The sequence below is a fragment of the Prosthecobacter fluviatilis genome (genome assembly GCF_042655725.1).
In the GTDB taxonomy this organism is placed as follows: Bacteria; Verrucomicrobiota; Verrucomicrobiia; order Verrucomicrobiales; family Verrucomicrobiaceae; genus Prosthecobacter; species Prosthecobacter fluviatilis.
Map to the genome: position 1 here is coordinate 137,447 of NZ_JBHSMQ010000001.1, position 24,001 is coordinate 161,447.

21 protein-coding genes are annotated in these 24,001 nt (G+C 61.5%); 7 read left to right on the forward strand and 14 right to left on the reverse strand.

All coding sequences use genetic code 11. From position 1 onward, the window contains the following. Positions 1–108 precede the first annotated feature (108 nt). Entirely contained in the window at positions 109–342 is a 234-nt protein-coding gene (locus ACFQDI_RS00495) for a ferredoxin (RefSeq protein ID WP_377162274.1), read from the forward strand. 46 nt (positions 343–388) lie between these two features. Here ACFQDI_RS00495 and ACFQDI_RS00500 read toward each other — a convergent pair whose 3' ends face one another. Then, on the reverse strand, positions 389–1,417 hold the full coding sequence (locus ACFQDI_RS00500; RefSeq protein WP_377162276.1) for a hypothetical protein: 1,029 nt from the start codon (positions 1,415–1,417) through the stop codon (positions 389–391). Between the two features lie 106 nt (positions 1,418–1,523). On the opposite strand from ACFQDI_RS00500, the gene ACFQDI_RS00505 reads away from it, so the two are divergent. After that, positions 1,524–2,495 (forward strand): KpsF/GutQ family sugar-phosphate isomerase, encoded by a 972-nt coding sequence (locus tag ACFQDI_RS00505; protein WP_377162278.1) that lies wholly within the window; start codon positions 1,524–1,526, stop codon positions 2,493–2,495. A 10-nt stretch (positions 2,496–2,505) separates the two neighbouring features. Here ACFQDI_RS00505 and ACFQDI_RS00510 read toward each other — a convergent pair whose 3' ends face one another. Genes ACFQDI_RS00510 through ACFQDI_RS00520 form a run of 3 tightly spaced genes read right to left on the reverse strand, consistent with a single transcriptional unit; the run spans position 2,506 to position 6,200 of the window. Continuing rightward, on the reverse strand, positions 2,506–3,450 hold the full coding sequence (locus ACFQDI_RS00510) for a TraB/GumN family protein (RefSeq protein WP_377162280.1): 945 nt from the start codon (positions 3,448–3,450) through the stop codon (positions 2,506–2,508). 57 nt (positions 3,451–3,507) lie between these two features. Further along, entirely contained in the window at positions 3,508–4,962 is a 1,455-nt protein-coding gene (locus tag ACFQDI_RS00515; protein WP_377162282.1) for a DUF1501 domain-containing protein, read from the reverse strand. A 26-nt stretch (positions 4,963–4,988) separates the two neighbouring features. After that, on the reverse strand, positions 4,989–6,200 hold the full coding sequence (locus ACFQDI_RS00520; protein WP_377162284.1) for a M14-type cytosolic carboxypeptidase: 1,212 nt from the start codon (positions 6,198–6,200) through the stop codon (positions 4,989–4,991). A 36-nt stretch (positions 6,201–6,236) separates the two neighbouring features. Here ACFQDI_RS00520 and ACFQDI_RS00525 point away from each other — a divergent pair, with 36 nt between their 5' ends. Together ACFQDI_RS00525 and ACFQDI_RS00530 are read left to right on the forward strand one after the other, a co-directional pair. After that, entirely contained in the window at positions 6,237–7,421 is a 1,185-nt protein-coding gene (locus tag ACFQDI_RS00525) for an alpha/beta hydrolase (RefSeq protein ID WP_377162286.1), read from the forward strand. Positions 7,422–7,460: 39 nt separating this feature from the next. Beyond that, a complete protein-coding gene (locus ACFQDI_RS00530; RefSeq protein WP_377162288.1) occupies positions 7,461–8,759 on the forward strand; it encodes an amidohydrolase in 1,299 nt (432 codons plus the stop codon). A gap of 8 nt (positions 8,760–8,767) precedes the next feature. On the opposite strand, the gene ACFQDI_RS00535 is transcribed toward ACFQDI_RS00530, so the two are convergent. The 8 genes from ACFQDI_RS00535 to argC form a co-directional block, all read right to left on the reverse strand. Then, positions 8,768–9,889: an LptF/LptG family permease gene (locus ACFQDI_RS00535; RefSeq protein ID WP_377162290.1), complete on the reverse strand. Its 1,122-nt coding sequence runs from the start codon at positions 9,887–9,889 to the stop codon at positions 8,768–8,770. Between the two features lie 60 nt (positions 9,890–9,949). Continuing rightward, positions 9,950–10,762, reverse strand: a complete 813-nt coding sequence (murI, locus tag ACFQDI_RS00540) for a glutamate racemase (protein ID WP_377162292.1) — start codon at positions 10,760–10,762, stop codon at positions 9,950–9,952. A 91-nt stretch (positions 10,763–10,853) separates the two neighbouring features. Further along, complete coding sequence (locus ACFQDI_RS00545) at positions 10,854–11,609, reverse strand: FkbM family methyltransferase (RefSeq protein ID WP_377162294.1); 756 nt, start codon at positions 11,607–11,609, stop codon at positions 10,854–10,856. Between the two features lie 267 nt (positions 11,610–11,876). Beyond that, the gene (gene argF / locus ACFQDI_RS00550) at positions 11,877–12,779 is read right to left on the reverse strand and encodes an ornithine carbamoyltransferase (RefSeq protein WP_377162296.1); all 903 of its coding nucleotides are present in this window, start codon (positions 12,777–12,779) and stop codon (positions 11,877–11,879) included. Between the two features lie 14 nt (positions 12,780–12,793). Then, the gene (locus ACFQDI_RS00555; protein ID WP_377162298.1) at positions 12,794–14,026 is read right to left on the reverse strand and encodes an aspartate aminotransferase family protein; all 1,233 of its coding nucleotides are present in this window, start codon (positions 14,024–14,026) and stop codon (positions 12,794–12,796) included. A gap of 7 nt (positions 14,027–14,033) precedes the next feature. Beyond that, the gene (gene argB / locus ACFQDI_RS00560) at positions 14,034–14,891 is read right to left on the reverse strand and encodes an acetylglutamate kinase (RefSeq protein WP_377162300.1); all 858 of its coding nucleotides are present in this window, start codon (positions 14,889–14,891) and stop codon (positions 14,034–14,036) included. A 27-nt stretch (positions 14,892–14,918) separates the two neighbouring features. After that, complete coding sequence (gene argJ, locus ACFQDI_RS00565; protein WP_377162302.1) at positions 14,919–16,205, reverse strand: bifunctional glutamate N-acetyltransferase/amino-acid acetyltransferase ArgJ; 1,287 nt, start codon at positions 16,203–16,205, stop codon at positions 14,919–14,921. A gap of 4 nt (positions 16,206–16,209) precedes the next feature. Then, the gene (gene argC, locus ACFQDI_RS00570; protein WP_377162304.1) at positions 16,210–17,259 is read right to left on the reverse strand and encodes an N-acetyl-gamma-glutamyl-phosphate reductase; all 1,050 of its coding nucleotides are present in this window, start codon (positions 17,257–17,259) and stop codon (positions 16,210–16,212) included. A 129-nt stretch (positions 17,260–17,388) separates the two neighbouring features. Between argC and ACFQDI_RS00575 the strand changes: the two genes are divergently transcribed. From ACFQDI_RS00575 to recR, 3 genes are read left to right on the forward strand one after another with little or no spacing between them, the layout of a single operon-like run. Next, complete coding sequence (locus ACFQDI_RS00575) at positions 17,389–19,071, forward strand: AAA family ATPase (RefSeq protein ID WP_377162306.1); 1,683 nt, start codon at positions 17,389–17,391, stop codon at positions 19,069–19,071. Beyond that, a complete protein-coding gene (locus ACFQDI_RS00580) occupies positions 19,061–20,347 on the forward strand; it encodes an adenylate/guanylate cyclase domain-containing protein (protein ID WP_377162308.1) in 1,287 nt (428 codons plus the stop codon). Before ACFQDI_RS00575 ends, ACFQDI_RS00580 begins: the two co-directional genes overlap by 11 nt. 11 nt (positions 20,348–20,358) lie before the next feature. Beyond that, positions 20,359–20,967 carry a recombination mediator RecR gene (gene recR / locus ACFQDI_RS00585; RefSeq protein ID WP_377162310.1) on the forward strand — a complete coding sequence of 203 codons (609 nt, stop codon included), beginning with the start codon at positions 20,359–20,361 and terminating at the stop codon, positions 20,965–20,967. Positions 20,968–20,971: 4 nt separating this feature from the next. On the opposite strand, the gene ACFQDI_RS00590 is transcribed toward recR, so the two are convergent. Next, on the reverse strand, positions 20,972–21,343 hold the full coding sequence (locus tag ACFQDI_RS00590; RefSeq protein ID WP_377162312.1) for a metallopeptidase family protein: 372 nt from the start codon (positions 21,341–21,343) through the stop codon (positions 20,972–20,974). A 13-nt stretch (positions 21,344–21,356) separates the two neighbouring features. Beyond that, positions 21,357–23,972 carry a M1 family aminopeptidase gene (locus ACFQDI_RS00595; protein WP_377162314.1) on the reverse strand — a complete coding sequence of 872 codons (2,616 nt, stop codon included), beginning with the start codon at positions 23,970–23,972 and terminating at the stop codon, positions 21,357–21,359. Positions 23,973–24,001: the final 29 nt, after the last annotated feature.

Here is a 24,001-nt window from a genome sequence, read left to right on the forward strand (position 1 = left end):
AAAGACTCTGTCAATGTGTGTGGCCGTGCGGGTAGGGGCAGGCAAAAAACCGTTTGAAACCCAGGGGGCTGGAACTACTGTTGTTCCCCCTTACTTTCCCAGACCCCCATGGCCGACGCAGCAAACAAATACGCCCAGAACGCTCCCGGAGCTTACTATGTTGATGACCAGTGCATTGACTGCGACCTCTGCCGCGAAACGGCTCCGGCAAACTTCAAGCGTGACGACGACGGCGGTCATTCCTTCCTCTACAAGCAGCCAGAATCAGACGAGGAGCGCGCCCTTTGCGAAGAAGCGCTCACAGGCTGCCCTGTGGAGGCGATCGGTCGCGACGGAGAATAAAACGCCGCGCTCTGTCACAGCGCTCATCGTCAGGTGAGCGCGTGTGTTATTTCTGCAGATTGAGCCAGCGTTGGGCCAGCACCTTGTCCAGGTGCACACACTGGCTTGACTGTGCGTTTGGCGGGAAAGAGATCAGCATGGTGTAGCCCTTGAATCCGGCAGGGCCTGTGGCCGCTAGATCAGTTTCGATCCATCGGGCCAGCTGGCTGCCGCGTTCGCAGTAGGCGTAGAGGGAATTGTCGCCATTCTCGGAGATCAGCTTGATGCAGAGGTACTTGCTGGAGTTGGAAAACTCGTAGTTGTAGTACTCAAACAGCCTCACATAGCTGCGCATGAGCACCGGGCTGGCCGGGCGCTTGTTGCGGAACTCCTGAAACGACATTTCGCCGTAGCCGGTCAAGCTTTCCCAGTCGATCAGGAATTTCCCCTGCGGGCCACGCAGCATGGCTATCTCCAGCGTCCCGGTTGGGCGGTTGCTGGCATAGCTGAAGTAGAGGATTTCAGTGCCATCGATCTGATAACGCGCCTTGTTGACCAGGTCGCCTGGCACGGGGTCTGAGGCTTTCTGCGTCTCGTAGTAGTCCTTCATCAGACGAGCCACCCTTTCAGAATTGGCCACCAGTGGGATGCGGTCCTTCCACGATTCAGTTTTCCAGTATTGGTCCAGCAGCGCCACGGCCTGCACGACTTCATCGCTCGTTTCGAGCAAAGGCAGCGGCTGCACGCTCGATTCTGCGGGATTCACAGCTTCCTGCTGGCTGGGCTGCTGGGCAGGAGTTGTGGCAGGTGCGACCGCTGCTGGAGCGGCATCCACACCGCCGGCCAGGATCTTGGGCAATATCACCGGGGCTGGCGCTGGGGCTGCTGCATGCGGCTTCGCGAGTGAGATTCCCAGCTTTTCCAGTTCTTTGGCCTTCTTCTCAGCGATCTGGGCCTTTTCAATCTTGCTGTTCCGGCTGGCGGTGTTGAAAAAATAAAACGTCCACCCCACATAAAGCGTCAACGACAGGATGACGCATAGCGTGATGCTGACACCCAGGAAGGCGCGGTGCGAACCTATGGAACCAGAAGGCATGGATTAAGTAACAATTCAGATGGAACAGGCCAATCATGGCGGGGAATTCTCGCCTGCTCAAGCACTTGGTTGATGCTTCTCAGTCCCCGCCTAACAGTACCGGTACATGAATTACCCCGAGAAAGCCCGCCGCGTCATCCAGCTTGAAATCGACGAATTGCAGCGGCTGCATGCCCGGATTGACGAATCTTTCGCCCGGGCCATCGAGCTCCTGCTTGCCCGCACAAGCCACCGGGGCAAGCTGATCGTCTGTGGCGTGGGCAAAAGCGGCAACATCGGCCGAAAGCTCGCCGCGACGCTCAACAGCACCGGGGCCACCACCGTCTTGCTGGATGTCGGAGACGCCCTGCATGGGGACCTCGGTGTCATTGATCAGGGAGATCTTGCCATCATGCTCAGCTACAGTGGCGAAACCTCCGAACTGCTGGACCTGCTGCCGCACTTGAAACGCTTTGGCATCCCGATCATCGCCATTACCGGAGGCTTGCAGTCCACGCTGGCCAGAAATGCAGACGTCGTGCTCGACACTCACGTGACCCAGGAGGCCTGCCCCCTCAATCTGGCCCCCACCTCCAGCACCACCACCATGCTCGTCTTGTGCGATGCCCTGGCCATGGCTTTGCTGGAAGCCCGGGGCTTTCAATCCGAAGATTTCGCCAGGCTTCACCCGGGTGGCTCGCTGGGGCGCGCCCTGCTCACCCGCGTCAGTGATGTCATGCGTAGCGGCGATCAGCTTGCGGTCATCCAGCCGGATACCGTCGTCCGTGAGGCGCTCCAGGCCATGACCCGTGCGCGCAGCGGGGCCGCCGTCGTGGCCAATCCGGACGGCACACTCGCCGGAGTCTTCACTCATGGTGACTTCGTCCGCGCTTTTCAGAAGAACAATGCCATCGCGGACAAGCCTGTGCGCGAGTTCATGACACCGCGGCCAGTCAGCATCGAGGCCGGAAAGCTTGCCGCGGAGGTCCTGGCCACACTGGAGAAAAACCGCATCGACGACATTGTCGTGGTGGATGAATCTGGCAGGCCGGTGGGCATGGTGGACACGCAGGATCTCACCCGCCTGAGGCTGGTGTGAGGAGAACGGCTTAAAAATCCGTCACATCGCGGTAATGGCGCACGCGGTAGCCGCGTTTGCGAAACAGCTCGATCAGGCCTGTGTCTGAGGTGAAGTGGCCCGTGCCCACCAGCACCATCACCTTCTCGCCGCGTTTGAGCATCTGCTCCAGACGGTCCATCCAGGAGAGATTCCGCGCCGAGAGGAAAAGATCCATCAGGTCAGGGTACTTCTCCGCCTCCCGGAAAAGCATCTCCTTCAGTTCATCCAGCTGGCCGTACTTCCAGGCTTTGATCATCTTCTCAAACTCCTCTTTGACCGAGCTCACCTCACCCAGCGTCTGCTCCAGCAGCTCGCGCTGCTGCTTCTCACTCAGTGAGGCAAAGAGCTGGATTTGAAACTCCACCGTCTCCAGGCCCTCCGCAGGCTTGCCGTCCTTTTTGGCGCGCTCTTCAAAAAAGTTGTCCACGCCTTTGTCCGCCTTGGCCCCCAGTGCGGCATACTCGATCGAGGGGATCATCAGCGCGACAAACCATGGCTTGAAGCGGTTCAGCGCGGAAGCGTCCAGCCCGCGCTTGGCCGCCCATGTTTGTACGGCCTGCCAGGTTTCCTTGCTCACATTGGCCTCCAGGGAGCTGGAGGCAGGGTATTGGCCCAGCTGAGACATCCGGCCTGTCAGCTCCGCACTTGAGGCCGCCCCCGGGGGCAGCTCCAGCACCAGTTTGTTCGAGTACATGTACGCCGCTTCATAGGCTGGGGCCAGCGGGTAGTCCTGCTCACGCAGGATGTGGATCGTCCCGCAGAGGTAGAGGCGCCCGCCGTTGGGGCCGTCCACCACCCACACACTGCCATCGCCGGCACCATCGGCCACAAAGGCCGCCGCATCCTTCTTCGCTGCGGCGTTCACCGCTTCGCGTTTGCAGGCCACGACGCAGGCGCAAAGCGCAAGGGAAAGGAAGAGTCGGAGAAGCAGCATCGCAACGATCCAAACACGCGGCGGCAGGGGGATGCAACCGGGATGTGAGGGCATCGCTCAGGCCAGGATCTGCCTGACCACGGAGCCGTGCACGTCCGTGAGCCGAAACTGGCGGCCCTGAAAGCGGTAGGTGAAGCGTTCGTGATCAATGCCTAGCAGATGCATCAGCGTGGCCTGCAGGTCGTGCACATGCACCCCGTCCTTCGCCACGCTAAATCCAAATTCATCACTCTCCCCGTAGGTCATGCCGGGCTTCACACCGCCTCCCGCCATCCAGGCCGTGAACACATAGGGGTGATGATCGCGCCCCCACTGTTTCGTGTCCTCGATCTTGCCCTGCAGAAAGGGCGTGCGGCCAAATTCCCCGCCCCAGATGACCAGGGTGTCCTCCAGCAGGCCGCGCTGTTTCAGATCTTTCACCAGCGCGGCGCTGGGGGCATCCGTGTCCGTGCATTGGATCTTGAGCTGCGTGTTCAGGTTCCGGTGCTGGTCCCAGCCGGCATGCATCAGCTGCACAAAGCGCACGCCTCGCTCCGCCAGTCTCCGCGCCATCAGGCAGTTGTAGGCATAGCTGCCCTGACGCTTCACGTCCGGTCCGTACATGTCCAGGATGTGCTGGGGCTCGTCGGAAAAATCGGTCAGCTCCGGCACACTGCTCTGCATCTTGCTGGCCATCTCGTATTGCGCCATGCGCGTGGCGATCTCGGGATCTCCAAAGTCTTTGAGCTTCATCTCGTTCAGTCCCGCAATGCCATCGAGGATGGTGCGCTTGACCGCCTGGCTCATCCCTTCGGGATTGCTCAGGTACAAAACGGGATCCCCGCTGCCGCGAAATTTCACGCCCTGGTACTTGGATGGCAGAAATCCGCTGCCCCAGTAAAAGTCATAGAAGATCTGGCCGCAGCTTGCCTCCTTGTCGCGCGAGGTCATCACCACAAACGCAGGCAGGTCCTCGGCATCGCTGCCCAGGCCGTAGCTCAGCCAGGAGCCGATGGCCGGCCTCCCTGCCTGTTCGCTGCCCGTCATGAAAAACGTGATCGCCGGCGCATGATTCACCTGCGTCGTGTGCATCGACTTGATGAAGCACAGCTCATCCGCCATCGCCCCCGTGTGCGGCAGGAAATCACTCACCGTGGCGCCGCTCTGCCCGTGGCGTGAGAAGTGCGTGATCTCGCCCAGCAGCGGGCGCGCGGTCTGTCCCCCGGTCATCGTGCTGAAGCGCTTGCCCGCCACCACGCTGTCCGGGATCTGCGTGCCATGCATCTTTTTGAGCATCGGCTTGTGGTCAAACAGGTCCACATGCGATGGCGCGCCGTTCTGCAGCAGATAGATCACCCGCTTGGCCTTGGGCGCAAAATGCGGCAGCGCAGGGGCCGCGCCATCAGGAGCCTGCACGGCGAGCCCTTCGCGTGTCAGCAGCGTGCCCAGCGCAGCACCGCCGATGCCCAGCGCCGTCTTCCCAAACAGGGAGCGTCGGGTCAGGTGCAGGCGGTTGGCGTCGAGCGGGTGCATGGTGGCTGTGCAGCGAGGTATCGGCCTCAATGCCTGGGCTCTTTCAGATAGGCGTTCAGCGCACGCCCCAGCTGGCGTCCCACGAGCATGTAGTTTTCCATCGTGCTCTCCGGCGTGTTCCACGCCGTCTCCAGTGTGATGGAGATGGTTCCCTCTCCGCCATGCGCACGTGCCCAGCCGCTGCTCATGCGGCCGCGTTCCTCCTCCGTCTTTACATAAGTGGCAAAGCGGTACTTCGGCTCCACCTTCAGCGGCCCGGACAGATGGGCTGCCGCCAGCTCTATCCACCGCTGGTAGTTTTCCCTTTGCAGGCCGGTCATGCGTTCAAAGCCAAACGGCCCAAAAAAGTACGGCGCCCGGTCCCCCGCGCTGGGATTGTGCAGATCCATGAACACATCCAGACCGCGTGAGGCCTGGATCTCCGTGATCCGCTTCTGTGCCGCCGCCACTTCAGGGTGAAACGGTGTGTCCGACCAGTCTCGGTTGTGATCCTGCGGCAGCGCCTCCTTGCCGCCGGCACCGAGGGCCACATTGTCCACATCCATGATGGGAATGAAATGCACGCAGCAGCGTGTGCGCAGATCTTTGGCCTCCGCGCTCGCAAGCCATTCCACAAAACCACGCCCCACCCAGGCACCGCCAGCTTCCCAGGCATGCTGGCGTGCATTCACCCACACCTGTCGCGGTGCGTCTGCTTTGCCGATGCGTATGCCGTTCACTGGCCGGCCGAGGCGCGTTTTAGCCAGCTCAAAACGCTCTGCCTCATCTCCCAGCGCTGACTTTGCCTCGCTCAGCACCGCTTCAGCAGTGGCTGGCACAAACGGCGGCCCCCAGGCCAGCCAGACGCTGGGGCCTTCCGTCTGCACATGGTAGACGGCCACTTTCTCTGCCGTGCGCTCCACCTTGGCCGTCTGCTGCCAGACCTTGCCGTCGTGGCTGAACACCGCCTGATCCGGCTGGCACCACGCAGCTGACAAAACCATGCCTGGGCGGAAGGGGCGCGTCTGCGCCTGCACCTCCAGCGTGATCGCCTGCCCGGGCTTGGTGCCATCCAGCCTCATGAACCACCAGCAGGGCCAACCGCGCCCTTCACGCAGCTCGGGCATGATGCGCAGTCTCCCCGCAGCCTGATCCAGCACCACCACCTCTGCATTTCCACCCTCAAAGTCAGTCGCCACTCGTAGCTCTGCATGGGCGATCACGGAGCCCATGAGCAAGATAGAAAATGCTTTCATCATAGGCGCAGACAACGGTATCATGCTCCCAATCTGCGCATGAAATCTTTGCTGACACCCATTCTCCTGGCCGCTGCTGTGTGCATTCACGCGGCCGAGCCTTTGGAACTCAAGCTCTGGCCCGATGGCCCGCCCGGCCAGATGCTCCCGCACTCCAAAGCCACGGAGGACTTCATCCGCACCAAGGCTGGGAAAAGCACCATCACCGACATTCACGAGCCCACCATCACCGTCTATCGTCCGGAAAAACCCAACGGCACCAGCGTTATCGTCGCGCCCGGCGGCGGCTACGTCTTCCTCTCTGCCATCCATGAAGGCTCCCAGGTCTGCGAGTGGCTCAACACCCTCGGTGTCACCGGCATCCTGCTCAAATACCGGACGCCTACTCGCGACGAGGCTGCGCCACATGAAAAGCCGGTGGCCGATGCCGCCCAGGCCATCGCACTCGTGCGCTCACATTCGAAAGAATGGAATCTGGACCCCTCTCGCGTCGGCCTGCTCGGATTCAGCGCTGGCGGCAATCTCCTCGCTCACATCGCCTGCGACCGCGCCACCAAGACCGAGCTTCCCAACTTTGGCATCATGATCTACGGCGGCGGTTTTGTGGACTACAAAGATCCCACCAAGCTCAAAGACGGCTTCACCGTGCCCCAGGACGCTCCGCCCATGTTCCTGGCGTGCGCTCACGACGACGGTCAAAATCCCACCGCCGCCACCGTGCTCTATCTCGAATACAAAAAACTCGGCATCCCCTGCGAGCTCCATCTCTTCACCAAAGGCGGTCATGGCTTCGGCATGCGCGACAACAAGCAGCCCATCAACGCCTGGCCTCAGCGCTGCGCAGAATGGATGGAGGCCATGCACTTTTCTCTGAGCGAAAAGCAGCTTGGTCAAGAGATCAGCCAGCTGGACCAGCAGCTGACCCAAAAAATGAAGGAAGCGATACGCCTGGCAGGGATCGACGACGATATGAATGACAAAAAGCTGGCCGATCTGGCGAAGCAGCTTGAAGACGCCAGACGCCTCGGGCAGATGGCCGAGGTCGCCAAAACTCAGAAGCGGCATGACGAACTCGCCAAGGAGATGAAGCAACGCGAAAAGGGGCATCCGCCTCTCGGCCAGAATCAGATGGAAGAGCTTGGCCGGTTGAAAAAGAAGAAGCTCGAGCTCGAAGCCCAGCGCGAAATGCTCCTCAGGCAGCAGGCTGCCGGCAAACAACCTTGATCCTTGCAAGACTCCCAGATTGTCGGCTTACTCCATTCCATGAAGCCGCTTCTACTATCTCTGCTGGTCACTTCATCCCTCGTCGCTGCGGATCTCTCCTCAGTCGTCAAACAGGAGCTTCCCTCCCTCGTCACTCTCTACAAGGGGCTGCATGGCAACCCTGAGCTCTCATTGCACGAAACCGAAACGGCCGCGCTCATTGCAAAGGAGCTGCGTGCTGCCGGGCTGGAGGTCACGGAGAAGGTCGGCGGTCATGGTGTCGTCGGTGTCTTGAAAAATGGAGAGGGGCCCGTCATCCTCGTGCGCACAGATCTCGATGCCCTGCCCGTGAAAGAGCAGACGGGCGCACCCTACGCCAGCACCAAGGTGGTGAAGGACGACCTCGGCCGCGACGTCAATGTCATGCATGCCTGCGGCCATGACGTGCACATGACGAGCTTCGTCGGCACCGCGCGTGCCTTGGCTGCTCTCAAGGCTCAGTGGCGCGGCACGCTTGTCATGATCGGCCAGCCGGCGGAGGAGCGTGTGCTCGGCGCTCGCTTCATGCTGCGGGACGGCTTGTTCTCCAAGTTCCCCAGGCCGGACAAGGCCATCGCCCTGCACTGCGCCTCAGACATGGCGCATGGCACCATCGGCATCGTCGAGGGCTTCGCGCTGGCCAATGTGGACTCCGTGGAAATCGTGGTGAAGGGCGTGGGCGGCCACGGCTCCATGCCGCATCTTTGCAAAGACCCCATCGTTCTCTCCTCCCAGATCGTGCTGGCCCTGCAGACCATCGTCAGCCGCGAGGTCAGGCCGGGAGACCCCGCTGTCGTCACCGTCGGCAGCATCCACGGCGGCACCAAGAGCAACATCATCTCAGATGAAGTCCGCCTGCAGCTCACACTGCGCAGCTACAAAAAGGAAACTCGGCAGCATCTGATCGACTCCATCAAACGCATCGTCAAAGCCCAGGCGGAGTCCGCCAGCATGCCTGCGGACAAAATGCCCGAGGTCATTGTGTCGGAAGACAGCGCCACCGCCCTCTACAACCAGCCTGAGCTCTGCCAGGAGGTGCGCGGCTACATCGGCGCCGCCATCGGGGCGGACAATGTTCTCACGCGCGAGCCCGTCATGGGGGCCGAGGATTTCTCCGAATACGGCATGACCAAGGACAAGGTGCCTCTGTGCATGTTCTGGCTCGGCACGCAGCCCCCTGCCGTGGTCGCCGCTGCCAGGGCCAAGGGCACCACACTTCCGTCCCTGCATTCGCCCTACTTCAAGCCCGTCCCCGGGCCCAGCATCGAGACCGGCGTCACGGCCATGACCTCCGCCGTCTTGGGGCTCATGAAGAAGTAATGCCCGCGCTACTTGCGGCTGAGCTTGTAAAACAGCCAGCCGCCCATGCCGAGGAAGATCACATTGGGCAGCCACATGATGAGGTGCGGCATCGCCGCCGGCTTGTCATTCAGCGTGTCCGCCAGGATGATGAAGACGATGTAAACCGTGGCCGTGATCAGGCTCAGCGCAAAGCCCGACGAAGTTTCACGCCTTTGTGCCGTCACCCCTAGCGGGATGCCCACCAGCGCAAAGGTGACACACGCCATCGAAAAGCTGTAGCGTTTGCTCAGTTCGGTGAGCGAAAGGGAGCGCGTCACCGGCGTCAGGGCTTCCCCGGTCACCGTGTCTTTCCACGTCCTCACTTCTTCCGCCAGTGCGCTCGTCGTCTTCATGCTGGCGTTCACTCTCACGGCATCTTTTTGCATCTCTGACAGCGGCAGCTTGAGCCACTGTTTTTCCATCGCCAGTCCGCCCGGCTGGCCCTCTCCCTCCGCCGGCACGGTTTCCTCCGTCATGCCGGTCAGTTCCATCTGCAGATCGATCGAGTCGGGACTCGTGTGCAGCGTGGCCTTGTCAGCATGAATGTAGGTGCTCGCCTGCGTGCCCTTCAGCATGATGATGTGCATGTCGGTGAGCGTCTTTTCATGACGCTTGCTCGTGTAAATGCGGTAGCCAGGCACACGCTCCAGCACCTGCCCCTCTTGGAAGAGCGTCTCCGGGTTTTTCACCGCCACCTGGTAAAAAAGCCGCTTCATGCGGTCCTTCGCAGCCGGTGCCAGGCTCACATTCACCCACAGGCAGATGCCGCTGAGCGCCAGCGCCAGCACGAAGACCGGCGCGCAGATACGTGGCATCGACATGCCGGTCATGCGCAGAGACACCAGCTCATTGTCGGCGGACAGCCGGCCAAACACGAGCAGGATTCCTGTCAGGAAGGCCCATGGAATCGTGAAAATGAGCGAAAAGGGAATGACCAGCATCACAAATTCCGCGATCACCGAGATCGGCAGCTCCGTGTTGCCCAGCAGCTGGTCCAGCTTCTTGTACACATTGCCCAGCACCATCACACCGCTCAGCAGCGCCACGCCGATCAGCGTGGCTGATGCGACCTGGCGGCCTAGATAGCGGTCAAAGATGCGCGGAAACATGGAGTCGTTCAGGCTAGCAAGTCTTCAGCTCCGGGCAATTTGAGATTGCCATGGACTGCTTCAAACGGCGGCCTTCTTCACTTTGCCAAAATCCGTGCCCAGAAACCGCTTGGCAAGGTTTTCCGCCTGCTCGGAATGATCCGTGAGGTAGATGTCCAGCGTGGGTTTGGACTTGGCCGTGCGTAGCAGCCCGCCCTCTTCCAGGCTCGCCTTCACATGCGCCGCACAGGTGCTGGCAGAGTCCACCAGCCGCACTTTCTGCCCCAGCATGCGTTTCAGCACCGGCACCAGCAGCGGGTAGTGCGTGCAGCCCAGCACCAGTGTGTCGATCCCCCTGTCCAGCATCGGTTTCAGATATTCCCGCAGCACGGACTTCAGCGCCGGGTGGTCCGTCCAGCCTTCCTCCACAAACGGCACGAGAAGGGGCGTCGCCTTCGCTTCGATCAGGATGTCCGGCCGCCGCATCGCGATCTCGTGCTGGTACGCATGGCTGCGGATGGTGCCCGCCGTTCCGATGATGCCCACGCGCTCGCACCCAGGCTCCGCCAGGGTGGCCTCCACCCCGGGGCCCAGAACCCCGATCACCGGCACACGAAAGGTGGCCTGCAGCACGGGCAGCGCGTGTGCGGTGGCCGTGTTGCACGCCACCACCACCGCTTTCACCCCATGCGAGACGAGAAACTGCGTGTCCTCCACGGAGAATCGTCGGATCGTGTCCGGAGACTTCGAGCCATACGGCACACGCGCCGTGTCCCCGAGATAGACGATCGACTCGTTCGGCAGCAGGTCTCTCAGCGCCCGTACCACCGTCAGGCCGCCCACGCCGGAGTCAAAAACACCGAGAGGGCTGTTGGCAGTGACGGGAGTGCTCATGGGGGATCAGTAAAACCTATCAAACCATTCCAATCGCATCGCTGCAATGCCGGGCAGGAAAAAACACCCGCACCCACTCCGCGCACGTCCTTTACCGCTTTTTGATTTTTTTGCGGATGGTGCGCTCCAGTGTCTTCAAGCCAGTAGCCTCTGTAATTTTCTTGCCGAGGACACGGGTGCTCATGGCAAGACGGCGCAAACGGTTTTTCAGCCTCAGCAGAGGGGTGACGATGGCTTTTTCGCTGCTGGGCACATACCACTCGTTGCAGCCCGTGTTGGTGTAGTAATGGTACCCCCGGCGCAGCATCTCGTCCTGCAGGATGCCGCACCGTTTCCTGTCATTGTTTTCCAGGATGACCACCCGCGGCTGCCAGCGCGCCAGATCAAATCCCGCAAGCACGGCCAGCTCTCCGCCTTCGACGTCGATGCTGATGAAATCAATTTTGTCCACTCCCGCCTCGGCGAGCATGTCGTCCAGTGTGCGCATGGGCACGGTCACGGCTTCTGCCTGGCCTCCCGTCTTGCGGATGCGTTCCAGATGGTCGGGCTCGGCGGTGGTGGTGGAGAGCGTTTCAACACCGTGGGCGATGATCAGCGTTGCCTCTCCTGGTTCTGCACCCGCAGCGCATGCGAAGAGCGTGACATCGGGACGGCGGGCACGGATTTTTGCAGCAAAGTGAGGCATCGGCTCGACGATGATGGCACGCCAGCCGTTCTCCTCGAAAGTCAGCGAGTTGCTGAAAGTCTCGCCATCGAAGCCGCCGACTTCAACGCAAAGGCCGCTGCTCTTGGAGCCGAAAAACTCCCACAGAGCCCGGTCTTCCCCGTATTGCGAATAATAATTCATTGTTTGTAGGTGCCTGTAAACTGAAGGCAGAAATACACTTGGAGGAAGAAAAGAGAAGACCAAAATTTGATTAATCCGGCACGCAGCCGTCGCATGGAGCCGCTCTCAAAAAGCCCCCCCCGGCGGGCAGGCGGCTTCAGGGCATCTCTTGTCAGGACGCGTAGCACAAGTGCTCCTCGGCGGCTTGCAAGGCTCCAGCAAAACTCTCGCTTCTCTTTGCGCATCCAGGTTCCAATCCAGCCGTCTCTGAACAGCCAGGAAACGGCATCACCCTTTGCGCGTGATCTCCACGATGATCGCCTTCTGCGCGTGCAGGCGGTTCTCAGCTTGGTCAAAGATCAGGTCCGCATGAGCTTCCATGACTTCGTCGGTGATTTCCTTGCCGCGGTAGGCCGGAAGGCAGTGCATCACGAGGGCTCCGGGATTGGCGTGCTTCATGAGTGCGGCGTTGATCTGCCACGGCTTCAGGGTCTCGATGCGGTCGGCGCTTTCGGCCTCTTTGCCCATGCTGACCCAGACATCGGTGTAGACGACATCGCAGCCTTCCACCGCTTTGGCGGGATCATCCACGATCTTCACCGTGTTGCCAGGAACCCGGTGCATGAAGCTCTCTTGCGGCTGGAACGCCTTGGGCGCACCGATGACCAGCTCAAAGCCGAGATGCACCGAGGCCCAGATCCACGAGCGGGCCATGTTGCAGTCGCCGTCACCCAGGAAGCACACACGTTTTCCCTCCCAGCCTCCCAGCTGCTCTTTGATGGTCTGCAAATCCGCCAGCACCTGGCAGGGATGCTCGTCATCGGTCAGCGCGTTGATGGTGGGAATGCCGCTGTACTGCGCGAAATCGACCACATCCTGCTGCGCAAACGTGCGGATCACCGCTCCGTGGATCATGCGGCCCATCACGCGGGCGGTGTCTTTGATCGGTTCCCCACGGCCCAGCTGGATGTCGGCGCTGGAGAGAAACATCACAGAGCCGCCCAGCTCACGGATGCCCACTTCGAAGCTCACGCGCGTCCGTGTTGAGGACTTGCTGAAAATCAGCGCCCACTGCTGGCCCGTGAGCACCTGAGGCGACGCCTTGCGGTCCTTTTTGAGCACACAGGCCAGATCGACGATTCTCTCGATTTGTTCCCGGTTCAGTTCTTCGATGGAAAGCAGGTGGTTCATGTCTCTTGGCGGGATTACGCGAGCTGGTCGAGCACGCTCTTGAAAATGGAGAGGCCTTCCTTGGCATGGGCCTCGGTGATGTTTAGCGGAGAGAGCCACCGCACGACGTTGGGGCCGGCGGGGGTCACCATCATCCCGGCATCCAGCAGCTGCTGGGCCAGGAAGATCGAGGGCAGTTTGCCGCCGGACTTGGCCGAAATGGCCTCGGTATTGAGTTCAAAGCCGATGAACAGGCCGAGCTGGCGCACCTCTTTGATCAGCACATGGTTCCAGGCGCAGGCTGCCGTCGCAATCGCCGCACCGCGTGCCTTGGCGTTGTCACAGAGCTTTTCGTCCAGAATCGTGCGCAGTGTGGCGATGCCGACAGCGCAGGCGAGCGGGGAGCCGCCATAGGTCGTGCCATGTGTGCCGGGGCCGAGTGTCTTGCTCAGATCCCGGCGGTCATTCACCCAGAAAGATCCCAGCGGGAAACCGCTCCCGATGGCCTTCGCCCAGCTGATTCCATCAGGCTGGATTTCATCTCCCGGCACAATGCTGCGCCATCCGGCCATCTCCCCTGCACGGCCAAATCCGCACTGCACCTCATCCAGAAGCAGCAGCAGGTCTTTCTCACGGCACAGCCGCTGGGCGGCGCGCAAAAACTCGGCCGTGACGGCGTTCACACCGCTTTCTCCCTGCACCGGCTCCATGAGAATGGCCACCGTTTTGTCCGTGATCGCCGCTTCAAGCGCAGCGATGTCGTTGAACGGTGCATAGACGAATCCTGGCGGCAGCGGGCCAAAGCCCCCGTGGATCTTTTCCTGGGCCGTGGCGGTCATGGCGCCAAAAGTGCGGCCATGGAAAGACCCGGTGAAGGTGATGATCTCATAGCGCCCGCCCGTCTGCTGGCCGTATTTCCGCGCCAGCTTCAGCAGGCCTTCATTCGCCTCCGCACCGCTGTTGCAGAAGAAGCATTTGCCCGGAATGCCCACGCATTCCTCCACGAGGATGCGCGCCAGCTCCGCCTGCTTGTCGATGCAGTACCAGTTCGAAACATGGATCAGTGTGTTCGCCTGCTCCGTCAGCGCCTTCACCACAGGCGGGGGGCAATGCCCCAGCGGGCACACGGCCACGCCACCGGCAAAGTCCAGATACTTCTTCCCGTCACGATCCCACACATACGGCCCTTCGCCGCGCACAGGCCACACGTTGTAACGCCCATAGTTTGGCAGGAGGTACTCCTGCATCAGTTGGTCACTCGTTCTCATTTCAGGATTACAAATGGATTTCGGTGCCGATCCCGCCGTCCGTGAAAATTTCGAGAATGAGCGCATGCGGCAGGCGGCCGTCGATCAGGTGCACCTTGCCCACGCCACCGCGCAGAGAGTCCAGGGATGAGTCCACCTTGGGAATCATGCCCCCGCTGATGATGCCTTCCGCTTTCAGCTTGGCGATGGAGGCTTCGTCCAGGCTGGGGATCAATGTGTTGTCATCCTTCGGGTCGCGCATCACACCGCGCACATCGCTGAGGAAGATGAGCTTCGTGGCCTTCAGCCTCTTCGCCAGACCGCATGCCGCCAGGTCCGCGTTCACGTTGAGCGTTTTTCCGGAGGCAAGCTCACGGGCGACCGGCGAGACCACAGGCACAAACTCCCCGGCCACAGCCGCCTGGATCAGGCCGAGTTTGCAGTCGTTCACTTCACCGACCCACCCGAGATCCCCCTTCATCTTCTCGCCCAGAAAGACTTCCGTCCCGGGAATGCCCACGGCCTTGCCGCCAAAGGCGTTGATCTTGTTCACGATCTCCGGGTTGATCACTCGCGCGAGCGTTTCCTCGACGATCTTGATCGTCTCGTCATCGGTCACACGCATGCCGTTGATGAACTTGGCCTGCAGCCCGGACTCGGTCATCGCCTTGGAGATCGCCTTGCCGCCACCGTGGACGATCACGGGGTTGATGCCCACGGCTTCCAGAAACACCACGTCTCGCAGAAAGGAGTCCACCTGCACCGGGTCTTCCATGGCGCTGCCGCCGACCTTGATCAAAAACGTGCACCCTCGGAAGCTCTGCATGTAAGGCAGGGCTTCAAGAAGTACGGCGGATTTGGTGATTTGTGCTTCGAGGGGATTCATCGCGATAAAGCTGAATGCGCGAACAGGTCAGGCGAAGCCCTTCTGGCGTTTCGCATGAATGGCGGCGGAGTATTCCGCACTGTTGAAATCAACGTACTCTTCCGACAGGTCGCTGGTGTAAACGGTGTAGCCGCTGGTGCCGAGGTTGAGGTCAATTGTGACGGTGAACTTCGGCTCCTGCACGACCTTCTCCATCTCAGCGACGGGTGTCTTCGTGGCCAGGCCGCCTTTGCAGGCCTGCAGCCCCCCGAAGTAAATGTCGATGAGTTCTTCACGAATCCGTGCCCCGGAATATCCGACGGCGTGGATGATGCGGCCCCAGTTCGGGTCGCAGCCATGGAAGGAGCACTTCACCAAGAGTGACTTCGCAACCGTCTCGGCCACCTTGCGGGCGTCTGCCAGCGTGCGGGCGTTGCGGACGCGGATTTCGACAAACTTCGTCACGCGCTCGCCGTCGCAGACAATCATCTTGGCGAGTTCCAGCATCACCTTGTGCAGCGCGCAGCGGAAGAGCTCGGCCTCAGGCGAGTTCTTTTTGATCGTCGGCGCATCCGACTGGCCGTTGCTCATCACGATGACGGTGTCATTCGTGCTGGTGTCCCCGTCGATGGTGATGCAGTTGAAGCTTTTCTCCACCGCGTAGCGCATCGAGCGGTGCAGCTCATCCTTGCCGATCTTTGCATCCGTGGTGATGAAGCACAGCATCGTCGCCATGTTCGGGCAGATCATGCCTGCACCTTTGGCAATGCCGCCGATGCGGAAGCTTCCTTTGCCGCAGGGCACATCCACCGCAAAGGTCTTGGGCCGCGTGTCGCTCGTCATGATGGCGCGCATGGCGTCCTCGGAGCCGTCCGGCTTCAGCTTGGCCACGGCATCAGGCACCTTCACGATGACCCGTTCGATCGGCATCGGCATGCCGATGATGCCCGTGGAGCACACAAGCACCTGGCGCATTTTCACTCCCAGCTGTTCAGCCACCGCCTTCGTCATGGCCTTGGCGTCCTGAATGCCCTGAACGCCCGTGCAGGCGTTGGCGTTGCCGCTGTTGGCGATGATGGCGCGCGTGTCGCTTTCCTTGATGTGCTGCTGGCTCACGCGCACGCAGGCCGCACGGACTTTGTTGGTCGTGAAGACAGCGTCTGTCGTGGTTGGGCCGTCGGAAACGATCAGCGCCAGGTCCAGCCGGGTTGCCTCAGGATTCTTGATGCCGCAGGTCACGGCGCTGGCGCGGAAGCCCTTGGCTGCGGTGACACCGCCGTCAATGACTTTGAATGAGACGCGGCATTCGCGTTCGTCGTGTGCTTTGGTCGCCATAGGATCAGACGTACAACAGGCCTGCGGTGGCCTCAAAGCCGCAGATAAGGTTCATGTTTTGCACGGCCTGGCCTGAGGCGCCTTTGCCGATGTTGTCCTCCGTGCTCATGAGAATGAGCTGCCCGGCACGGGCGTCGTAGGACCAGCCGATATCCACGAAATTGGTACCGGTGACGTTTTTGGTGTCTGGAGACTGGTTCACCCCAAGCAAACGGACGAAGGGCGCGGAATCGTAGGCCGAATGCAGCGCGGCGCTGATTTGGTCAATCGTCACCCCGGGCTGCAGCTGTGCGAAGGTCGTCGTGCAGATGCCCGAGTGCGTCGGCATCAGGTGCGGCACAAAGGAGAGCTTCACCTCGCGTCCTGCGGCAAGGGCCAGCTCCTGGCCCACTTCGCTCAGGTGGCGGTGCAGCGGCACGCTGTAGCTGCGCACGCTGTTTTGCACCTCGCAGAAGAGCAGGGGAATGCTTTCCTTGCGCCCGGCGCCGCTCGCGCCGCTCATGCTGGCAACGGCCAGGGGAGACTCCGCCAGCAGCCCCGCCTTGAGCAGGGGGATGAGCGGCAGCAGAATGCTGGTGGGGTAGCACCCGGGGCAGGCGATCAGCCGCGCTGACTTGATGGCCTCTGCGCGCACTTCAGGCAGGGCATACACCGCTTCGTCCAGCAGCTCAGGAGCAGGATGCGCGTGGCCGTAAAACTCCTCATACAGCGCCGGACTCCGCAGACGGAAGTCCGCGCTCAGGTCGATCACCTTGAGCCCCAGCTCGAGCAGGGGCTTGGCGTATTCGGCGGAAACCCCGTGTGGAAGCGCCAGAAAGGCGATCTCCGCACCTGCGGCTTTCAGAGCTGCGGCGTCCGGTGCGGTGAAGGTCAGGGTATCCGCTATCCCCACACCGCGGAAGCGTGGAAACTCCTTCGAGAGCGCTTTCCCTGCCAGGGATCGTGAGGTGACGGCGACGAGTTCGGCGTTCGGGTGGCGCAGCAGCAGGCGCAGCAGCTCAGCTCCAGAATAACCACTGGCTCCAACGACGGCGACTTTGACAGGTGCGGACATAATGCGGGGGGCGGAGTATGGGATGTCAAAAGGGCCATGCAACCCTGAAAAAGAGCATTTATCGCCAGACCACAGCACTCATCGTGCCGCTTGTCAGCAGGCTTCGTCTGGCTCACTATCGGTTTCCCCATGAGCGACCCCACGCCAGAACTCCCTGAGACGGACAAACCCAAAGCGCCCGGAAGTCCGGAGGAGATCACGCGCAAGCTGGAGGATTTCATCAAAAACACCCTCGGCGGCCAGGTTCTTTTCACACGTGTCGAAAGTCCGGGGGGGCGCCCCATGCCAGAGGGGGATGAAAAGCCCGCAGCAGCCGCCAGGCCGGACCCTGGCAGGGTTTTCGAGTTCAACTACCGGCCGGCAGACATCAAAGCGCACCTGGACCGCTTCGTCATCCGGCAGGACGAGGCTAAAAAGGTCCTCGCCACGGCGGTATGCGACCACTATCACCACGCCCGGATGCTGCGTGACGACCGCGAGTCCAACTCCGGCGGCACAAAGCTGGAATTTTCAAAGCAGAACGTCATCATCATCGGGCCCACCGGCGTCGGCAAGACCTACCTCGTCAAACACATCGCCGACCTCATTGGCGTGCCCTTCGTCAAGGCGGACGCCACCAAGTTCAGCGAAACCGGCTACGTCGGCGCAGACGTGGATGACCTGGTGCGTGATCTCGTCGCGAAAGCCAATGGCGACATCGAACTCGCGGAGCACGGCATCATCTATCTGGATGAAATCGACAAGCTCAGCAGCGGTCCCGAGCGCCTCGGGCGCGACGTCAGCGGCCGCGGCGTGCAGACCACCCTGCTGAAGCTCATGGAGGAGACGGAGGTCGCCCTCTACGCGCCGAACGACATCCGCAGCCAGATGCAGATGATGTTTGACACCCGCAAGGGCCGCACGGGCCGCGAAGTGGTCAACACGCGCAACATACTCTTCATTGTCAGCGGTGCGTTCGGCGGCCTGGAAAAGATCATCGAAAAGCGCACCAACCGGAAATCCATCGGCTTTGTCTCCGCAGAGGCAAAAAACACCGCCCCCGAGCATCTCTTCCGCGAAGCGCGCACCAAGGACTTCATCGACTACGGCTTTGAGGCCGAGTTCATCGGCCGCCTGCCCGTCCGAGTCGTCTGTGATCCCCTGAGCGCGGACGACATGTTCCAGATCATGAAAAACTCCGAGGGCAGCCTCATCCGCCAGTATGAGCGTGAGTTCGCCGCCTACGGCGTCAAAGCCGTCTTCAAGGACGACGCCCTGCGCGAGATCGCCGGCCGGGCGGAGGAGGAGAAAACAGGCGCGCGCGGTCTCGTGACCGCCTGGGAGCAGGTACTGCGTGATTTCAAGTTTGAAATGCCCAGCCTCGGCCTCCCTGAACTGCAGATCGACGGCGCCCTGGTCAGAGAGCCGGAGCAAACGCTCGCCAGGTGCCGTGCCGAAGCCGCCAGCCAGTTCAGAGTGCTGGGCGCAGCTCATGCCGGCGAGGTCAGGGCCTTTGCCGAGCGTTTCCAGCGCGAGCACGGCTTCACCCTCGACTTTGACGACGAGGCCATCGCCGCAGTCGCGGCGCGCGCCCAGCGTGAAGGCATGCACGTGGAGGCCATGTGCATGAAACTCTTCAAAGATTACCCCTTTGGCCTCAAACTCGTGACCCGCAGCACGGGAGACACGCGCTTTGCCATCACTCCTGAGGCGGTTGCCAGTCCGGACAGGTACGTCAGCGAACTCGTCGTGAACGCCTGCCGCAGCCGGCCTTCGCCGCCCGCATCCAACATCATTGATCTCACCCCCGACTCTCCTGCTCATGAATCGTAATCATGCCGCCGCCATGTTCATTGGAGTGCTGGTCTGCATTCCTCTGCTGGCCACGTACCAGCTTGGATTTTTCAAGGCCACGGCCGAATGGTTTGCCACCTTGTACGCACGCGGTTTCATTCTGCCTGCCGGCGGCTTGAAGCAGGCCGTCTGGCTGCAGTATGGCTACTACACCCTCATGGCCTTCATCAGCGCCTGGGTGTGTGTGGAGATGCCCTCGCAGTGGCGCCGCTTTGCATTCCTCCTCGGCGGCACTTTTCTCACGGCCACCTTTGGCTGCATCATGGCCATGAGCGGCGTCTTGTTTGAGCCCGTCTCCGGCGCGCTCGCGCTGTGGCTGGCCGGCATCGCAGGCATCGCGGCGGGCGGTTCCGTCAATGCCTACCGCTGCCATGTCATGCGCGGGTATTTTGTCGGGCGGCTCTCCACACGCCAGTTTGATGAGCTGGCACGTCAGAACAATCCCGCCAAAATGACCGGGCGGCGTGAGATCACGTCCCTGACCTGCCGCCTGCTGAATCTCGCCGAGCTTTCCACCGGCATTGAGGCACCGCAGTTTGAGGAGCTCGCCACGCATTTCCAGCGCAGCATTTCAGAGTTTCTTGTCGGGCACGGAGCTTATCTCGACGACTGCAATGCCCGCCAGGTCCGCGTCTTTTTCGGCTTCCCTCTTTCGGACGAAAGTCATGCCGCGCACGCGGTTCAGGTGGCTGTGCTGTTGCGTCCCCACCTGGAGACCGTGGCGCGTGAGATTGAGCTGCGCTTCGGCAAAAAGGCGCAGATCGGCGTCGCCGTCAGTTCCGGTCCGGTGCTTTGCGGTCTCTTTGGTGTCAGCCACTTTGAAAGCTTCAGCGCGGTAGGGGAGGTCGTTGATTTTGCCGCGCAGCTCTGCGGTTTGAATGCCGAATACGGCAGCAAGGTGCTCCTCAGCGCGAAAACATACGCCCTCGCCAAGGAGGAGTCAGAGGTTCGGCCGATGGAGATGATAAGCACCGCCGGTTCCACTCAGATGACCGAGGTATATGAACTCCTCGCCGCCAAGGGCGGGCTGCCTGAGCCCGAGGCTCGTGTCCGGGACGCCTTCTGGCAGGGCGTCGTGCAGTATCGCAAAGGCGAGCTGAAGCAGGCGCAGGAAAGCTTCCGCATTGCCGTCATCGAGGGGCGTGAGGATGCCCCCCTCAAATACTTCATGGAGCGCGTCGAGCTGGCTCTGAAGGAAAAATCATCCTCGTCCAAAGAGGTGCCCAAACATGCGCGCACACTCGCCGTGACCTGAGCTGTTTTACCGTGCGCATAGACTACCCACCAGCGATCCAGCGCCTCGTCGCCCAGCTCAAATCGCTCCCCGGCCTCGGGCCGCGCAGCGCGGAGCGCCTCATGATCTGGCTCCTCCAGCGCAGCGACGAGCGCATCCCTCTGCTCTCCAACACCTTGCTGGAGGTCAAGGAGCTCATCATTCCCTGCGAAGACTGCGGCTTCTTCATCGAAAGCGGCTCCAGCTGCCTCCTTTGCCACGATCCCCGCCGTCACCGCCAGCAGCTTTGTGTGGTCGAGCAGGCTGCCGATGTCCTGCGCATGGAGCGCTCAGGCGCCTTCCAGGGGTTGTACCACGTGCTCGGTGGCAGGCTTTCGCCTCTCGACAACGTGACGCCGGAGGATCTGCGCATCGAGTCACTCCTCAGTCGTGCGCGTGACCTCCATACGGAGGAGGTCATCATCGCCCTCGGCTCCGATGTCGAAGGCGAGGCCACCGCCAGCTACATCGCAGACCTCCTGCGCCCGGCGGGCATTGCCGTCACCCGGCTGGCCCAGGGCATGCCCGCAGGCGGTGGCTTGGATCACGTGGATGAGCTCACGCTCTATCAGGCATTGCACGGCCGTCGGAAGATGGGCTGAAGCCTCATGCCAGGCCCAGTTCGGCCACCTCGTCTTCATCCAGCCCGAGATAATGCCCCAGCTCATGAAGAAAGGTGATGCGGACCTCGTGCCGGTACGTGCTCAGCTCGCCGCCGCATTCGTCCCAGAGGTTGTCCAGAAACAGCCGGATGCGCGGCATTTCATCAGGCGACTCCGGCAGCGGGTCGCTCCGTGTGTTGCCTTCAAACAATCCCAGCAGGTCGGGGTCAAGATCCTCATCAATGTCGATCAGGGCATCCATTTCCGAAAACTCGATGCGGCAGTCCTCAGCTTCATGGCGGATGTTCGTGGGCAGTGAGAGCAGCGTGTCTTTGACGACTTTGGTGGCGATGTTCAGAAGGCGCGGAAATTGCATGCGGTATGAAGGGTTAGCGGCCTGCTTTCTTCTCAGCGGCCGTTGGCTGTGCTTTCTTCTTTAGGGTTTCGAGTTCGTTCTGCTGTTCTTCGGCCTGCTTTTGCAGTTGCTGCACACGGTCCCACAGCTTTTTCAGGTCGGCAGGACTCTCCAGTCCGGCACGGATGTCCTGCACGGCTTTGGCCGCCGCCTCACGCACGGGGTCGATACGCGCCCCCCCTCCTGCAAGCATCGGCTCCAGCACGGCCAGCGCTCTTGGGTCCCTCAGCGTTCCGAGGGCTCTCGCGCTGGCCGCACGCCAGGAGCTGCGCGGGTCCGTGAGCTTGCTGCTGAGAAATTCACGCACGGCATTGCGCTGCTCATTCGTGGGCCGGCGGGCAAGAAACGCGATGGCGTCAAACGCCGTCCCTGCATCCCGGCCGCGAAGATCGTTGAGTGACTGCACCCGGGCCAGGATCTCACCCAGGGCGGTTTCGTCATCCTGGGCGCGCAGGGCTCGGATGGCGGCTATCTGCAGCGCGTGGTTGAAGCTGGTGCCGCTCAGCTGGGCGCGGAGGGCCTTGGCGACTTCAGCATCACCAGGGCGCGCGCCCCAGGAGTCGATGATGACTGCCAGGATGTCGGGGTTCTTCTCGCTCTGCGCCATGTCCCACAGCGTTTTCTGCGACTCTGCGGTGTTGAGCATGGCCAGGCCCTGCACCACGGCCCTGCGCACGCGGGCGTCTTTTTGCCCGCTGCTGCCCGCCATCAAAGCGGCGCGTGCCTCAGGTTCTGCGATCTTGGCCAGCGCTCTGGCCGCTTCGGATCTCACTGCGTGGAAGGCATCCTCGCGCAGCACCTTGCCGAGCTTGTCGATGTGCCTGTCTCCAAGCATGCCGACGGCGAGCAGGCGCCCGATCACATCGGCCTGCAGCTGTTTGTCCAGCATCGGCCCAGGCGGTGTGAAGGAGACCTTGGTCAGCACGGTGTAGTCCGGATCAATCCGCACCAGCTCCGGCTGGGCGGGCAGCGGAAAGTAAAAGTCCTCAGCCTCCTTGCTGACGTCTGCCTTGAAACGCAGCATCTCCTTCTGGCCGGGCAGGGCAAAGCCCACCGGCAGCGGCACCCGGAAGAGCCGCACCTGCTCGCTGAGCTTTTGCGTCTGCCTCACGGTGATTTTGGCCTGCTTCGTGCCGGGATCCCAGGCATAGTCGATCTTCAGCTCCGGCACGCCTCCGTGAAACAGCCACTGGTCAAAAAACTGGTCAAACGACAGCCCGCTGACTTCTTCGATCACGTCCTGCAAATCCTCGGTGCGCACGATGCCGTTGCGGTGCCGCTCAAGATAGGTCCTGATGCACCTGCGGTACAAATCCGCCCCCAGCTGGCTGCGCAGCATATGCAGCACCCACGCCCCCTTGGGGTAGGCGCGTGAGTCAAACTGCTGCATCGGGTCACCATAGTCACGCCAGACGATGGGGCGGGTGTCGTTGGCCTGAAACACCTGCTGGGCTTCCTGCCAGAGCGCGTACTTCATCGCATCCGTGCCGCGCTTCTGCTCCTCGTACAGAATCGTGTAATAGGTGGCAAAGCCTTCATTCAGCCACAGGTGTGACCAGTCCCGGCAGGTCACCAGGTCTCCGAACCACTGGTGCGCCGTTTCATGTGCATCCAGCTCATGCAGAGAGCGCAGCTCCTCGGTGTCTGAGTTGAAGAGCATGTCGGCCGCCTCAAAGGTGCAGCTCGTGTTCTCCATCCCTCCCGCGATGAAGTCGAGGCAGTACACCTGGTAATACTTGTCCCAGGCAAACGGCACGCCGGTTTCCTTCTGGTAAAACTCGATGATCTTGCCCGTGTCAGTGAAGGCATTCGCCGCCTGCGCCTTGTGTGAGGGCGGCACCAGCAGCGCCAGCGGCAGGCCGCCCGCCTTGTCCTCCAGCCTGTGGAAGTGCCCCGCAGCCAGCGCGATGAGGTAGTTCACATGCGGCTTGTCCTGCAGCCAGTGAAACGTCACGAGTCCGTCTTTGCCGGGCTTTTCGCTTTGCAGCCTCCCGTTGGAGACGGCTTGCATGCCCTTCGGCACATGGCAGATCACCTCGCTGGTGAAGCGCTCGTTCGGGTAGTCGTAGCTCGGGAACCAAAACCGGTGCTCCTCCGCCTCTCCCTGGCTCCAGACCTGGGTGTCGCCCGCCTTGTAGCCCATCTCCGGGGTGCGGAAATACAGCCCGTGCTCAGGTTTCGCGGAATAGGTCACGCTCATCGTCACCTCCGCATCGGGGGCCACCGCTTTCGCAAAGTTGACGATGAGCTTGTCACCTGTGACCTGATGCTCCGCCACCTGCGCACCGTCAGCCGTGATGGTGTTGATGTTCAGGTCCACCGCATCCAGTTCCAGTTTCTCCAGCGGCAGCGCGATCGGCTTGAAGCGCAGAGTGGCCGTGCCCGACACCGTGCGTTTGGCAAAATCCGGAGTCACATCCAGCTTCACATGCAGGATGTCCGCCCGGCGGTCTCTCGCATATTTCCGGCCTGGGATGAGCTGCTGCGGCTGCGGCAGCAGGTGCTTGTCACAGATCCGGCAGTCGGAGGAGTCTGCTGCGGCCTCCACGGTCAGCAAGGCGGCGGCTAGTAAAAAAGGGCGGATGCGCATGATGGCTTCGAGCATCCCCAACCCGATGC